Consider the following 13,774-nt stretch of genomic DNA (forward strand, 5'->3'; position numbering starts at 1 on the left):
CTTAATGCATCTTCAAAGTAACCAAATTGGGCATATCCTGAAGAAATGCCTAAAAAAATCAAAAAAAATCCAAGAATGAAATGTTTTGTCGAAATCATATAAGGAATATAGAAATTTGACTCAAGGTATTAAACAAAGGATGATTTTAAATTATTAGGCCTCTATAAAAAAAGGGGGATTACATTCCCCCTCTACCTCCTCTAGATCCTCCCGAGCTCATACCGCCTCCTCTGCTGGCTCCTCCCATGCTGCTTCCACCACTTCTGCTAGGTGAGCTAAATGATGGAGAAGAACTTCTGCTAGGAGTTGACATACTTCCACCTCTTGAAGGTGTAGACATGCTCCCACCTCTTGATGGAGTAGATGTCCTGCTATTATTCATGGTGTTACCCCTATTGTAAGAAGGGTTTGCTCCTCGGTTAGTATTTGATGTGCCTCTATTATTGAAGCTTGGAGATGTTGCTCCTCTATTCGCTGTGCCATTTGACATACCCGAATTGCTTCTTGAATTATAAGTTGGTCTGGCATTGTCTATTCCGGTCCTGTTACTTGGTCTAGTTGCTGCGGCAGAACCAACATTTCTATTGCCAGTGGCTGCTGAATTGGCAACCCTACCTCTTGAACTATTATAATAATCATTTTGAGATCTACTGAAATCCCTTCCTGCCGTTCTGTTGCTTGCACCTACTGATCTATCAGGACTGGCCGCGTCTCTTCTTGCAGACCTAGCTGTGGCTGGGTAATCTGATCCGGGTCTGTTTCCGACTGAAGCCATTCCAGAATCTCTTCCCGGTCTACCTCCTCTTACAACTTGACGACCATTATCACCACCCCATCCTGGAGCACCCCAGCAGCATCCTGGCATTCCCCAACCTGGATGTCCCCAACCTGGATGTCCCCAACCCCACATTCCACCACCCATCCAAGGGTTCATCCATGGGTTGCCCCACATTGGCATTCCCCATCCAATCCCCACATTCCATCCCCACATTGAGTTCCATCCCATTCCCCACATTGGCATTCCCCAGCCCATTCCCATTCCCCACATAGGAGCACCGAAACCCATACCAAAACCAACATTTACATTCAGACCACTATTGAAACCTGCACCGTTTACACCGGCACCGGAACCATAGAAATTATTATAAACATTTACATTTGGATCTTGTGCCTGCTCGTCATCGAAATATACTTCTCCAGTATTGTCAGTGGCACTTTGGGATTGGTATTTTGCAATATATTCCGGATTCACATTTCTCGCTGAGAAATTCTCCTGCTCAAAATCAGCTGGATTAACTGTATTCAACTGATTGAAATTCTGGGGATTGTTATTTGAAACTGCAAACTGAGTGGCGACTTTGACATCAGAAGCCATAAAGTATAGATCATCAGTTTCTCTACCCCTTGTAGCTGTTTGACTAGTGCTGCAAGAAGAGAAGACGAGGACTGCACCAGCTCCAATGATCAATATTTTGTTGAGGTTTTTCATTTGTTTGGTTTTTACTAATTACCGTTATATACGAGTGATATAAGAGAGGGTTATCATTTTTTGGATTATATTTGCCCCCTACAGCAATTAGCGAAGATAATTAGATTTTTCAAATCAAAAAATACTATGAGTAAAGGATTGCCAAAAAGGAGTGAAGACTATTCTTTGTGGTACAATGAATTGGTAAAAAGAGCGGATCTGGCAGAAAACTCCCCTGTGAGAGGTTGTATGGTCATAAAACCTTACGGCTATTCAATATGGGAAAAGATGCAGGCTGAATTAGACAGGATGTTTAAGGAAACAGGGCATACAAATGCCTATTTTCCTCTTTTTATTCCAAAGTCTTACCTTTCAAAGGAAGCCAGCCATATAGAAGGATTTGCAAAAGAGTGTGCGGTGGTGACACATTACCGACTCAAAAACTCTGAAGATGGAAAAAGCGTGATCGTAGATCCGGAAGCAAAGTTGGAAGAGGAACTGATCGTTAGGCCTACTTCTGAAACAGTAATCTGGAGCACTTTCAAAAATTGGATCCAATCCTACAGGGATCTTCCACTCTTGATTAATCAGTGGGCAAACGTGGTCAGGTGGGAAATGAGAACCAGGTTGTTTTTGAGGACTACTGAGTTTTTATGGCAGGAAGGACATACAGCCCATTCCACCAAGCAGGAAGCTATCGATGAAACTATTCAAATGATGAACATCTATGCTGAATTTGCAGAAACATTCATGGCTCTTCCTGTGATAAGAGGGGTAAAGAGTGCCAATGAAAGATTTGCCGGGGCGGAAGATACTTATTGTATCGAAGCTTTGATGCAAGATGGGAAGGCTCTTCAGGCAGGAACTTCCCATTTTCTTGGGCAGAATTTTGCAAAAGCTTTCGATGTCAGATTCGCTACAAAAGATGGAGGACTCGAATATGTCTGGGGTACATCCTGGGGTGCAAGTACCCGTCTGATGGGCGCTTTGATAATGGCTCATTCTGATGATAACGGTTTGGTACTTCCACCAAAACTTGCACCAAATCAAGTTGTAATAGTACCGATTTACAAAGGTGAAGATGAACTTGATAGGATTTCAGTCAAAGCAAAGGAAATCATTGCCAAATTGAAAAGTAAAGGCATCTCTGTTCATTTTGATAAAAGGGATACACACAAGCCCGGGTGGAAATTTGCAGAGTATGAACTAAAAGGCGTTCCTCTTAGGATCGCCATGGGTCCTAGAGATCTGGAAAATAATACCATCGAATTGGCTAGGCGTGATACCCTGACCAAAGAAACCGTAAATCTTGGAGATGTAAACCTTGAGGATTATGTCAGTGAGTTGCTCGATGACATTCAGGAAAGCATCTATAACAAAGCATTCAAATTTAGGGAAGAAATGACTACTGAGGTCAATTCATGGACTGAATTCGAAGAATTGCTGGAATCAAAAGGTGGATTTTTATCCGCACATTGGGATGGTACTTCTGAAACCGAAGATAAAATCAAAGAACTCACCAAAGCAACCATAAGGTGTATTCCATTGAATAGAAAGGAAGAGGAAGGTAATTGCATCCTAACCGGGAATCCCTCTAAAGGCCGTGTCTACTTTGCAAGGGCTTATTAGAATCAAACTTTAATATATAATGCCTTCTCATTTTTGAGGAGGCATTTTTTTTGTTTAATTATAGGTCCGGTTTTTTCTCCTTCAAAAAACTGACTATTTTCAAGAAAAAATAATGAAATGGTCTGGTTTATCTTAAGTGCCCTTCTCTTGATAGGATTGGTCTTGGTGATCGCCGAGATTCTCTTTGTTCCCGGTACTACGATAGTCGGGATCATTGGTGTCTTGGTTACAGGTGTTGGGATCTATTATGCATTTGTGACTTTTGACAATCAAGTTGCTGTTATGGTTTTGGTGGCTACACTTGTCTTAAATTTTGGAGCACTGATTTATGGTTTCCGCTCCGGTGCCTGGAAAAAATTTGCTTTAAAAAGCACGATTAAAAGTCGGGCATTTGATGACCGGCTCAAAGGATTGGAAGTAGGAATGAAAGGAACTGCTATCTCAGACATCAAGCCGATAGGAAAAGCCGAAATAGGAGATGGAATATATGAAGTAAAGTCCGAATCAGGTTTTATTTCTGTGGGCACTGTTGTTTTTATCACTAAATTGGAAAATAATATAATAATCATTAAATCTTAGTTTATGGACATGTCTAATTCGGCTATTATTTTGTTTACAGCATTTGCCGCGCTGATATTACTCTTTGTGTTTTTATATTTTATTCCTGTCAATCTTTGGATTACTGCAATATTTTCAAATGTTAAGGTAGGAATAGGGGAATTGATCGGGATGAGAATCAGGAAAGTTCCACCGGGAGTGATCGTAAATTCCTTGATTACCGCTACCAAAGCAGGACTTGACCTTACTACCAATGATTTGGAGACCCATTACCTGGCAGGTGGAAATGTTCCTAATGTAATCAGGGCATTGATTTCAGCGGATAAGGCAAATATCACCTTGACTTTCAAGCAGGCTACGGCTATTGATTTAGCAGGTAGAGATGTGTTTGAAGCAGTTCAGATTTCTGTTAATCCTAAAGTAATCAATACGCCAAATGTTGCCGCGGTAGCAGCTGATGGTATCCAATTGATTGCCAAAGCAAGAGTGACAGTAAGGGCTAACATCGCTCAGCTAGTAGGTGGAGCGGGTGAAGAAACCATTTTGGCAAGGGTAGGAGAGGGAATTGTGACCTCGATTGGTTCATCTTTGAATCACAAGAGTGTGCTGGAAAACCCTGACAAAATCTCAAAATTAGTCCTTCAAAGAGGCTTGGATGCGGGGACTGCTTTTGAAATTCTCTCTATAGATATCGCAGATATTGATGTCGGAACGAATATCGGAGCAAAACTCCAAATAGATCAAGCTTCTGCCGATCTTAAAGTTGCAGAGGCTAAAGCAGAAGAAAGAAGAGCAATGGCCGTCGCTTTAGAACAAGAAATGAAAGCAAGAACTGTCGAAATGAGAGCGCTTGTAATCGCAGCCGAGGCCGAAATTCCAAAAGCAATTTCTGAGGCATTCAGAAGCGGAAACCTTGGTGTCATGGATTATTACAAAATGGAAAATATCAAATCTGACACAGAAATGAGGTCTTCCATCGCCGGAACGGATGTGGCAAGTGGCACCGAAGGCGGAAGAGGCAAGCAGGGAGATAAGAAATAGTTTTAGACTGACTTAAATCATAAAAGCCTGACCCGGTTTTCATTCCGGGTCAGGCTTTTTTATCTGGGGAAATTTTTCAGCACAGATTAGACACCTTTCTTCTTTTTCACATTAGAATTGTTTTCTATGGGTTCCACAGGTGTAAATTGATAGTCATCTTCCGCGAGTATCTGATTATTACCGTTATCAAATACAATGCTTTTGTAATAGACGGGTAAGACATAATTCCCGTTTTCATCAAGTATTCCATATTTGTCCCCCAGCCTGACCAGAATTTTATTCAAATCCTCTCTTCTAAGTTCTTGGAACTTGGGCTCTACTATTTCCTTTCCTTCCGGAGATATCAGTCCAAACTTGCCCTCATTTTCAGTAATAAAATAATTATCAGCTGCCAAAGAAATACGGTCAAAGTTTTTTTCCAAAATCAGAGAACCGTCAGTGCCGATCAATAAGTTCTTTCCTCCTTGTTTAACAATAGCCTTTCCTCTATAGAAGTTAGAAACTTGCTCATAATTTGGACCGGTAATTTGCTCTCCTTGGCGATTAATAAAACCCCAATTTCCATCTAACCTGAATGCAGCAATTCCTCCTTCGAATTTTCCCACTTCTTCAAATTGATTTTCAATTATCCAATTTCCGGATGAATCAACAAATCCGAATTTCCCGGATTTTCTTGAAGGAAACAGTCCTTCGCTTCCCGGAAGGATCATTTCTGCCTCAATCACCGGCGGCACTTCCCAGCCTTTTGGCCCAAGCAATCCTATTTTATTATCCCTCAATAGCACATTATAGTGTTTATCACCAACATCTGTGACTTTTTCCATCCCAATCTGATCCAAAAGGATGCCGTCATTTTTCATCACCCTACGTAATTTACCGTGGATATACTCTAAGAGCATCCCGTCTTCCAGCGTAATTTTATGATAGGAAGTATATTTTATGTCTGCACGCGCTTCCAGACATCGTATCAACATGTACTGATTCCCGTCAAATGCATAAAAGTAATCCCCCTCCAGATGTACCATGTGGTCAATTATCGGCTCAAGGATGTAATTACCCTCTCTGTCGATCAATCCGAATCCTGAGCTTTCTCTTGAAATAAGGAAATTTTCATTTATTTCCTGAAGATCTTCATATTGCTTTTGAGGATTGCCAGAAAGGGGTAAAAAATAGCCCTCGGGATTTTTGGCAATTACCTGTCCGTTCAAAGCAAGTTTGGCTTCTTGAAAGGCTCCGATAGAGATGGTTTTCCTTGTTGAATGATCGTAAACCCAATATTGGTTACCTTTTTTAGCAAGAAGTCTGGTATAAAATATCTCTATCTGATCGTATTCTGTGGTAAAAATCTCCTCTCCATATTCGTGGAAAGCACCTTTGCCGTTTGGTCCTTCGACCACAATCCAGGGCTGTTCATAGTTGTAGACCGAAAGCGCTTTAAGGTCTACGAATGGTTTATATTCTTTGCTAAGAAGTTTGAGTTCGTTATTGGCAGAACTTACCCTTACTGATTCTCCTAAAATACTGATTTGATCGAATTCAATCCTCGACTTAAGTTTTAAGCTTTGGTCAAAAACCTCATAGGTTTGTGATTCTGCTTTTCCGACAGTGAGTATAATTAGAATGAAATACAGTGATAGCGTCCAATAAACTTTAGGCTTCATACATTTTGAAATTGACGAAGGTAAAATAAACGGATTGTGTCCGGAATTCAAGAAAGCTTGGGATTAATCTATATCTTTTTTTCTGAATCTTTTTCAAGATCAAAAAGGTCTGACAAGATATCAATCATCTTATCTGCATCATCCCTTTGACAAGCTGCACGAAGTTGGACCACAGGTACCTTGAGGATTTTCTGCATCATGCTTTTGGTGATTTTTTCGATGATTGCAATTTGTGCCTCATCTGCATTTTTCAAAAACCTTTCCATTTCCTCTTGACGGATTTGTTCTAATGCATTTTTGAGCTTGTTGATGGTTGGTGAGACCATCATTTCTTTTTTCCAGTTAAAAAAGTCCTCTATGCTTTCAGTAATTATTGTTTCAACCTGGGGAATTGAAGCAAGTCGCTTCTCTAAAGTTGCCGTTGCTTTGCTTCGGATATTGTCCACATTATAAAGCATTACGCCGGGGATTTCCTCCAAGTTTGTTTCTATGCTACGAGGAACAGATAGGTCAACGAAAAGCTTATAGCTATGGATTTCCATCTTTGATACCAAATCCTTGGTGATAAATGGCTCTGATTTCATGACAGAAGAAACGATAACATCAGCCTCTTTCATGGCATCAAAACAGTTCTCAAAAGGAATAACATCAAATCCCAAATCGTCCGCCAAGGACTTAGCTTTCTCGAATGTCCTGTTGGTGATGGTCACTTTTGCATCTGGAATGTGAACCATGTTTTTGGCTACATCTTCGCCGATTTCTCCTACGCCGATAAGCAACACGCGGGGTTGATAGGTATTGGAAGTGAGTTCTTCAATCAGTTCGACAGCTGCATAGGATACAGAAGCTGCGCCATCTCGGAAAGCAGTTTCCTGTACAAGTCTTTTGCTTGTGAAGAAAATCATGTGCATCAACCTATGCAAAAATGGACCTGCCATATCGAGATCTGCAGAAGCCTGATAAGCTCTCTTTACTTGACTGGATATCTGCATGTCCCCCACTACCTGAGCCTCAAGTCCCATAGATACCCTGAAAAGGTGTTGGATAGCCTCCCTGTCATCATTAAGGATTTTGAAGTATTCTAAAAAATCAACCACATTCGTAAGCCCTTTTTCAAGGCCTATGAGCTTGATGATTTCTTCATTGAGGTCAATTTCATGGGAATAATAAACTTCTGTCCTGTTGCAGGTTGATAGTATAAGTGTGTCAGTAACGCTGAAAAAATCTTTCAGTTTCAGTAAAAGTGAATGTATGGAACCTTCATCCAATGCGATTACTTCCCGTATTTCCACCGGAGCGCTTTTGTGAGATAAACTGATGGCCCTAAACGTTTTTTGCATTTTAGATACTTTTCCGTTACAAATTTAATTCAGATTAGGTAGCAAAAGATAATTTCCCGTCACTTCCTATTAATTTAAATTCGGTCTAAATAAAATAGTCAAATCTTAAAATTTTGGTTTTCAATTTCAAATTTCGTAATAATTGTAAAATATTTCCAATTGAATTATTTCATTGGCGATAGATACAATTTATCGGTTTTGTTCGGAATGAAGTTTTTACAAAATTCTTTATAATGGCTAAGATTTATTTTTTTATGAAGTCCTATTTTGGATTCTCCAAAAGAGAATCGAAGGGTTTTGTATTGGTGATTCCTGCACTAATTATACTTTATTTGATCCCTTCAGTATATGATTTGGTGCTCCGAAAGAAAAACGAGGCTCAATATTTAGCCTATTCCCATAAGATCGACAGCTTAATAACTGCCGGCTGGAAACCTGCACAAAGTAACTTCCAAAGTCCGCCATTAAGTTCCCAATCAGATACGGTTAAAAAGCCATATACTTACCAAAAGCCTAAAAGCCCGCAGCTAAATAAAATGTCATTTTCAGAAGCTGACTCCGTCGTGCTTCAGATTGTCCCCGGAATTGGGCAGACTATGGCAGGTAGGGTGGTCAAATTCCGGGACAATATTGGTGGTTTGTACAGCAAGGATCAATTACTGGAAGTCTATGGAATGACGCCTGAGGTGATGGAAAAGGTATTCGAATATTTTGAGTTCGAGCCTGGTATCAAAAACAAAATCCAAATCAATCAAGCTGATGTCAATACACTTGCAAAACATCCCTACATCAATTATGGATCTGCCAAGGTGATCGTAGCATTCCGTGAGCAACATGGACCTTATCAATCTTCAGATGATTTGCTCAAAATCAAAATCTTCAATGAAGAATGGGTAAACAGGCTCAAACCCTATCTTGAATTTTGATCATTTTTTTGCCGCCCAACATTTGATCAGAATACTTTTTTCCCTCCGATATATGTCCCTGAAATTTTAATCTCTCTCAATTCATTTTCAGGCGCTGTCATGATGTCCTTTTCCAAGACTACAAAGTCAGCAAGTTTTCCAGGTTCTATACTTCCCTTCAGATTTTCTTCGAAATTGGCAAATGCGGCCCAAATGGTCATTCCTTTTAGCGCATGTTCTCTAGTGATTTTGTTTTCAGGTTGGAATCCGCCCTCCGGCCAGTTTTTCGCATCCTTACGGACTACTCCTGAATGAAAGCCGTAAAGGGGGTTGATATGTTCTACCGGAAAGTCACTTCCCAATGCAAGCATACCATTTTGATCCAAAAGGTCTTTATAAGCGTAGGCCGTCTTGATTCTGAAAGGACCTAACCGCTGACCTGCCCAATACATGTCTGAAGTGGCATGGGTAGGTTGGACGGATGGGATGATGCTGTATTGTGCAAACTTCGGCATGTCTTCTTTGCTTACCACTTGGGCATGTTCGATTCGCCATCTTAGGTCATTTTTACCTTTGAGGTATTTGGCATAGATATCCAAAAGCGTTCTATTCGCAGAATCACCGATGCAATGGGTATTCATCTGGAATCCGTTTTCGTACATTTTTTTTGCCAGTTCATCAAATTCTTCCGGATTTTTGAGGAGGAATCCATAATTATCGGCATGGTCATGGTAAGGTTTTAGAAGCGCAGCACCCCTTGAACCCAATGCCCCGTCTCCATATATCTTAAAGCTCCTTACCGTGAGGAAGTCATCTTGATAAATTCCTACATTGAAGTAATGTGACATGTTTTCTTCGGTGGGGTTAACCATGGCATATACCCTCATCTTTAAGGTGTTTTCCTTTTGCATTTCAGCTATAAGGTCGATAGTTTCCTTTTCCAATCCCGCATCTACCACAGTTGTAAGTCCTACCGCAAAACAATTTTCTTGGGCTCCCAACAATCCCAATCTCGCTTCTTCCTTGCTTGGATCCGGAACTTTGGATGATACAAGGCCAATAGCATTGTCGATCAATACCCCTGTTGGCTTGTTCCCTATTAAGATGACTTTTCCACCCACCATGGAGGTACTTCCTGTTATTCCGCCTAAATCAAGCGCTTTTTGATTGACAAGTGCGGCATGGCCGTCAATTCTAGTCAGCAATACAGGCTTGTCAGGAAACAGAGAATCCAATTTGGCTTTGGTAGGAAATTCCTTAGAATCCCAAAGATTCTGATCCCAACCCCTTCCCAATACCCAAGCTGCCTCAGGGTTTTTATCTGCATGGACCCTGACTCTTTCCACCAGTTCTGCTTCAGATTCTGCACCAAGTAGGTCAGCCACCTGTAGCCCCAATCCATACCTGTAAAAATGGGAGTGGGCATCTATAAATCCGGGGTATGCCGCTTTACCTTGGAGGTCGATGATTTCGTCCGATTCATACTTTGAAAAAATGGCGTTGTCGTTTCCTACTGCCACAAATCGGTTATCCTTGATGGCGAAAGCTTTTGCAATTGTGAACCCTTCATCTACCGTATAGATAATCCCATTATGGACGATGAGATCAACTTTTTCTTTTGGAGTACAAGAAAAGGTGGCAATAAATGAAGATAGAAGAATTAAGGAGAAAATTTTTTTCATTTTTGAAGGTTTGGTTGGTGTTTCTTAATAGGAAAGCGAATATTTGCGGTATGATGATGGATCGGTATGGTTTTTTGAATCTTTCCCTCAATTTCCCTGAATTTGAATTCAAAATTCAGGAGTCAGAGGGAAAATTAAGCATTTTCGATTCCCTTCGAAAGAAATATTTGATATTGACACCGGAAGAATGGGTCAGACAGCATATGGTTTCTTTTTTGGTCCAATACAAAGGTTATCCCAAAGGGCTTTTCTCATTGGAAAAAGGAATATTCTATAACTCCCTCCAAAAAAGATTTGACATTTTGATTTTGGATAGAGTTGGAAGCCCTTTCCTTTTAATCGAATGTAAAGCGCCGGAGATTAGCTTGTCTAAAAAAACAGTAGAACAGGTGGCTGTCTATAATAAAACAATAGGTGCATCCTATATGGGTATAAGTAATGGGAAACAGCATTTGTTCTTGAAATTCAATTCAAATACAAAAAATTATGATCAAATATCAGATTTGCCTCAATTTGGAATCTGATTTATGTGATATTTGTCATGTTATATGTTATCTTTAAGGAATAAGTTTGTCCCATGGTCTTAAAACTTGTGAAATGAAAACTATAGAAAAAAGCACTCCTTGCGAATTTTGCATGAGTAGGAAATTTTCCCTCTTTTCGGATCTTGCTGAGCCACATCTATGCCACTTATCAGATCACAAAAACTTCATTACACACAAAAAAGGACAGATTTTGTTTTATGAGGCTACGAAGCCTCTTGGCGTTTTTTGTATTAACGATGGTGTCGTTAAAGTTTTCAAAACAGCTTCCAATGGTAAAGAACAAATCATCCGCCTGGCCAAAAAAGGGGACTTTTTGGGATATGCTTCCTTATTGGGAGAAGAATCGTATTCCAATTCCGCAACAATTGTAGAAGATGCCAAAATCTGTTTTGTTCCAAGAGAATCTTTCCTTAAAGTATTGGCCGAAGACACAGAATTCCACAGAAGGGTTACCAAAGCACTTTGTCGTGACCTTGGCATCATGGAAGACAAGCTCACTGACGCCACACAAAAATCGATAAGGGAAAGACTCGCTTTCACACTCCTGAAGTTAAGTGAAACCTATGGTATAGATGGAAATGAAGGGGACAAGATTGATATTGTGCTTACCAGAGAAGAAATCGCAGGTTTGGTTGGGACTGCTACAGAGACTGTCATTAGGCTTCTTTCTGAATTTAGAAAAGATGAGTTGATTGACTTTGAAGGAAAGAAAATCCTTGTTCTTGATAAAAGAGGTTTGGCAAGGCTGTCTGATTTTTATGGATAAAACCTTTTATTTTCAAAGATTGTGAATCTGTCCAAATCACTTTTTTCAAAGTCTGATTTTTTTAAGGGATTTCATCAATTATTTTCAGGTTTTATTTGTTAAAGAAATCAAACCCTTTCATTAATTCATAAATCAGCCAAATTTCATGGTAATCAGAATTCCCGTTTTGCTCTTTTTTCTTGCTTTTTCCTTTTCTCAGGCCGTCGGCCAAAGTTTGGCTTACAAAACCATGCTCAGCGGAATATATGATAAGGATTTTCCTTTGGTGTATTTTGACCAAAAGGAAATCCTTCAAAAGGCCGTTTTGCTAGATACCAGGGAAAAAGAAGAATTTGAAGTAAGCCATCTCAAAGGAGCGCGATGGGTAGGATATGATACTTTCACGATGGAAAGCGTCAAGGATATTTCAAAAGATGAGACCATCGTGGTGTATTGTTCGGTAGGCGCAAGAAGTCAGGATATTGGAAAAAGACTTAAAGAAGCCGGATTTAGAGAAGTCTATAATCTTTATGGAGGAATTTTTCATTGGGTCAATGAGGGCCAACCTATCTACGAAGATCAAAAACCGACTGACAGGATTCATGCCTATAGCAGAACATGGGGGATATGGGTAAACAAAGGAGAAAAAGTATACTGATTCCCTGAGGTGTCATACAATTTGAATCATAATTCCCCCTGAAAGAAACGAGTTCCAAAAAGAGCCCTTCCTACTTTAAAATTATCTCCCTATTTTTAGTCGCTTATTTAAAATCTCTACTATGCATATTCTGGAAGTCAACAGTCCAGCACTTGAAAAGGAATTTTTGGAAATGGCCGTAAGGCTATATAAAAATGAAAAAAACTGGATTAGACCTCTGGATAAGGATATACAGGGATTGTTTAACCCCGATATCAATAAGCTGTTCAAGCAGGGAGGGAAAGCAAAGCGATGGCTTGTTCAGGATCCAAAAGGTGTTTCAATAGGTAGGATTGCAGCATTTATCCATCCCAAATGGAAAGAAAAGCAACCTACAGGAGGTGTTGGTTTTTTTGAGTCTATTGATGACAGGGAAGTGGCTTTTTTATTATTTGACACAGCTAAAGAATGGCTCAAATCAGAAGCTGTTGAAGCAATGGATGGTCCTGTGAATTTTGGTGAGCGAGATAAATGGTGGGGGCTTTTGGTGAAAGGTTTTTCACCGCCCAATTATAATATGCCTTGGAATTTTTCCTATTACCAGAGATTCTTTGAGGAATATGGTTTTCAGGTATATTTCAAACAGTACACGTACATGCGTCCTGTACAGGGTGGAAACTTTGATGCCAAAATGGTAGAAAGAGCAAACAAGGTCTTGGGAGACCCTGACTTTTCTTTTCGCCATATGAAAGGGAAAGAGTTTTCAGAAAAAGCGGCTCAATATTTCATGGATGTATATAACAAGGCTTGGGCAAAGCACATGGGAAAAAGCCTTTCCTTAAGAGAAACGCAGCTTATGTTTGCCAAAATGAAACCCATAATGGATCCTCGGTTGATTTATTTTGGGTTTTATAAAGATGAGCCAATTTCTTTTTTTATCAACATTCCTGAGATCAACCAGATTTTCAAATATGTAGACGGGAAGTTGGACTTGTTAGGAAAACTCAAATTCCTTTGGTATAAAACATTCAATCCACCAAACAAAATGTTGGGTTTGGTCTTTGGGGTCGTTCCCGAGTTTCAGGGGAAAGGAGTGGACAGCGCCATGATTATGTCTTACAATGAAACATTTGCACGACACGATTCTTTTCCCTACAAAACCATTGAAATGAATTGGATTGGAGACTTTAATCCTAAAATGATGCGGGTCTGTGAGCAGTTGAATGCAGAGATATACAAAACCCACCATACTTACAGGTACTTATTTGATAGATCAATACCCTTTGAAAGGCATAGGATTTTTGAATGACAAGGTGGTCTTTAATTTAGGGACACACATTATTTTAGAATTAATTCACTTATTGAAAAAATAGCAAAAACAATGAAAAAGTACGATGTGACGGGTATTGGAAATGCATTGGTAGATATAGAATTTAAAGTCTCTGACCAGTTTTTTTTAGATAATCATGTTGAAAAAGGTCTGATGACATTGGTAGACGAGGACCGTCAAAATTCCCTTATGCAGGTAATCAATACGGAGGAAGCCAAAAAACAATGCGGTGG

At 39.8% G+C, this 13,774-nt stretch carries 12 protein-coding genes and 1 pseudogene; 9 read left to right on the forward strand and 4 right to left on the reverse strand.

Annotated elements, in window-relative coordinates; all coding sequences use genetic code 11:
* Positions 1–178 precede the first annotated feature (178 nt).
* Positions 179–1,489, reverse strand: coding sequence for a hypothetical protein (locus ACZFYI_RS06885; RefSeq protein WP_462523389.1), 1,311 nt, complete (start codon positions 1,487–1,489; stop codon positions 179–181).
* Positions 1,490–1,615: 126 nt separating this feature from the next.
* Here ACZFYI_RS06885 and proS point away from each other — a divergent pair, with 126 nt between their 5' ends.
* The 3 genes from proS to floA all read left to right on the forward strand — a co-directional run bounded on the left by proS (position 1,616) and on the right by floA (position 4,696).
* Positions 1,616–3,097, forward strand: coding sequence for a proline--tRNA ligase (gene proS / locus ACZFYI_RS06890; RefSeq protein WP_462523390.1), 1,482 nt, complete (start codon positions 1,616–1,618; stop codon positions 3,095–3,097).
* Between the two features lie 117 nt (positions 3,098–3,214).
* The gene (locus ACZFYI_RS06895; RefSeq protein ID WP_462523391.1) at positions 3,215–3,676 is read left to right on the forward strand and encodes an NfeD family protein; all 462 of its coding nucleotides are present in this window, start codon (positions 3,215–3,217) and stop codon (positions 3,674–3,676) included.
* Positions 3,677–3,679: 3 nt separating this feature from the next.
* On the forward strand, positions 3,680–4,696 hold the full coding sequence (floA, locus tag ACZFYI_RS06900) for a flotillin-like protein FloA (protein WP_241127918.1): 1,017 nt from the start codon (positions 3,680–3,682) through the stop codon (positions 4,694–4,696).
* Between the two features lie 86 nt (positions 4,697–4,782).
* On the opposite strand, the gene ACZFYI_RS06905 is transcribed toward floA, so the two are convergent.
* Positions 4,783–6,357 (reverse strand): WG repeat-containing protein, encoded by a 1,575-nt coding sequence (locus ACZFYI_RS06905; protein ID WP_462523392.1) that lies wholly within the window; start codon positions 6,355–6,357, stop codon positions 4,783–4,785.
* 68 nt (positions 6,358–6,425) lie between these two features.
* Positions 6,426–7,697, reverse strand: coding sequence for a glutamyl-tRNA reductase (hemA, locus tag ACZFYI_RS06910; protein WP_462523393.1), 1,272 nt, complete (start codon positions 7,695–7,697; stop codon positions 6,426–6,428).
* A 233-nt stretch (positions 7,698–7,930) separates the two neighbouring features.
* On the opposite strand from hemA, the gene ACZFYI_RS06915 reads away from it, so the two are divergent.
* On the forward strand, positions 7,931–8,623 hold the full coding sequence (locus tag ACZFYI_RS06915) for a ComEA family DNA-binding protein (RefSeq protein WP_462523394.1): 693 nt from the start codon (positions 7,931–7,933) through the stop codon (positions 8,621–8,623).
* 26 nt (positions 8,624–8,649) lie between these two features.
* Here ACZFYI_RS06915 and ACZFYI_RS06920 read toward each other — a convergent pair whose 3' ends face one another.
* Positions 8,650–10,284, reverse strand: a complete 1,635-nt coding sequence (locus tag ACZFYI_RS06920) for an amidohydrolase (RefSeq protein ID WP_462523395.1) — start codon at positions 10,282–10,284, stop codon at positions 8,650–8,652.
* A 50-nt stretch (positions 10,285–10,334) separates the two neighbouring features.
* On the opposite strand from ACZFYI_RS06920, the gene ACZFYI_RS06925 reads away from it, so the two are divergent.
* From ACZFYI_RS06925 to ACZFYI_RS06945, 5 genes and pseudogenes are all read left to right on the forward strand, one after another.
* The gene (locus ACZFYI_RS06925) at positions 10,335–10,808 is read left to right on the forward strand and encodes a type I restriction enzyme HsdR N-terminal domain-containing protein (protein ID WP_462523396.1); all 474 of its coding nucleotides are present in this window, start codon (positions 10,335–10,337) and stop codon (positions 10,806–10,808) included.
* 73 nt (positions 10,809–10,881) lie between these two features.
* Entirely contained in the window at positions 10,882–11,595 is a 714-nt protein-coding gene (locus tag ACZFYI_RS06930) for a Crp/Fnr family transcriptional regulator (protein ID WP_462523397.1), read from the forward strand.
* A gap of 145 nt (positions 11,596–11,740) precedes the next feature.
* The gene (locus ACZFYI_RS06935; RefSeq protein ID WP_462523398.1) at positions 11,741–12,232 is read left to right on the forward strand and encodes a rhodanese-like domain-containing protein; all 492 of its coding nucleotides are present in this window, start codon (positions 11,741–11,743) and stop codon (positions 12,230–12,232) included.
* Between the two features lie 121 nt (positions 12,233–12,353).
* Complete coding sequence (locus ACZFYI_RS06940) at positions 12,354–13,520, forward strand: hypothetical protein (RefSeq protein WP_462523399.1); 1,167 nt, start codon at positions 12,354–12,356, stop codon at positions 13,518–13,520.
* A 72-nt stretch (positions 13,521–13,592) separates the two neighbouring features.
* A pseudogene (locus ACZFYI_RS06945) lies at positions 13,593–13,774 on the forward strand (adenosine kinase); the annotation flags it as partial.

This window comes from Aquiflexum sp. (genome assembly GCF_977115555.1).

Bases quoted from the DNA above. Each gene is read 5' to 3' on its own strand.
- proS (WP_462523390.1), top strand. From the start codon at position 1,616: ATGAGTAAAGGATTGCCAAAAAGGAGTGAAGACTATTCTTTGTGGTAC.
- ACZFYI_RS06925 (WP_462523396.1), top strand. From the start codon at position 10,335: ATGATGATGGATCGGTATGGTTTTTTGAATCTTTCCCTCAATTTCCCT.
- ACZFYI_RS06915 (WP_462523394.1), top strand. From the start codon at position 7,931: ATGGCTAAGATTTATTTTTTTATGAAGTCCTATTTTGGATTCTCCAAA.
- ACZFYI_RS06940 (WP_462523399.1), top strand. From the start codon at position 12,354: ATGCATATTCTGGAAGTCAACAGTCCAGCACTTGAAAAGGAATTTTTG.
- floA (WP_241127918.1), top strand. From the start codon at position 3,680: ATGGACATGTCTAATTCGGCTATTATTTTGTTTACAGCATTTGCCGCG.
- ACZFYI_RS06920 (WP_462523395.1), bottom strand. From the start codon at position 10,284: ATGAAAAAAATTTTCTCCTTAATTCTTCTATCTTCATTTATTGCCACC.
- ACZFYI_RS06905 (WP_462523392.1), bottom strand. From the start codon at position 6,357: ATGAAGCCTAAAGTTTATTGGACGCTATCACTGTATTTCATTCTAATT.
- ACZFYI_RS06895 (WP_462523391.1), top strand. From the start codon at position 3,215: ATGGTCTGGTTTATCTTAAGTGCCCTTCTCTTGATAGGATTGGTCTTG.
- hemA (WP_462523393.1), bottom strand. From the start codon at position 7,697: ATGCAAAAAACGTTTAGGGCCATCAGTTTATCTCACAAAAGCGCTCCG.
- ACZFYI_RS06930 (WP_462523397.1), top strand. From the start codon at position 10,882: ATGAAAACTATAGAAAAAAGCACTCCTTGCGAATTTTGCATGAGTAGG.
- ACZFYI_RS06935 (WP_462523398.1), top strand. From the start codon at position 11,741: ATGGTAATCAGAATTCCCGTTTTGCTCTTTTTTCTTGCTTTTTCCTTT.
- ACZFYI_RS06885 (WP_462523389.1), bottom strand. From the start codon at position 1,489: ATGAAAAACCTCAACAAAATATTGATCATTGGAGCTGGTGCAGTCCTC.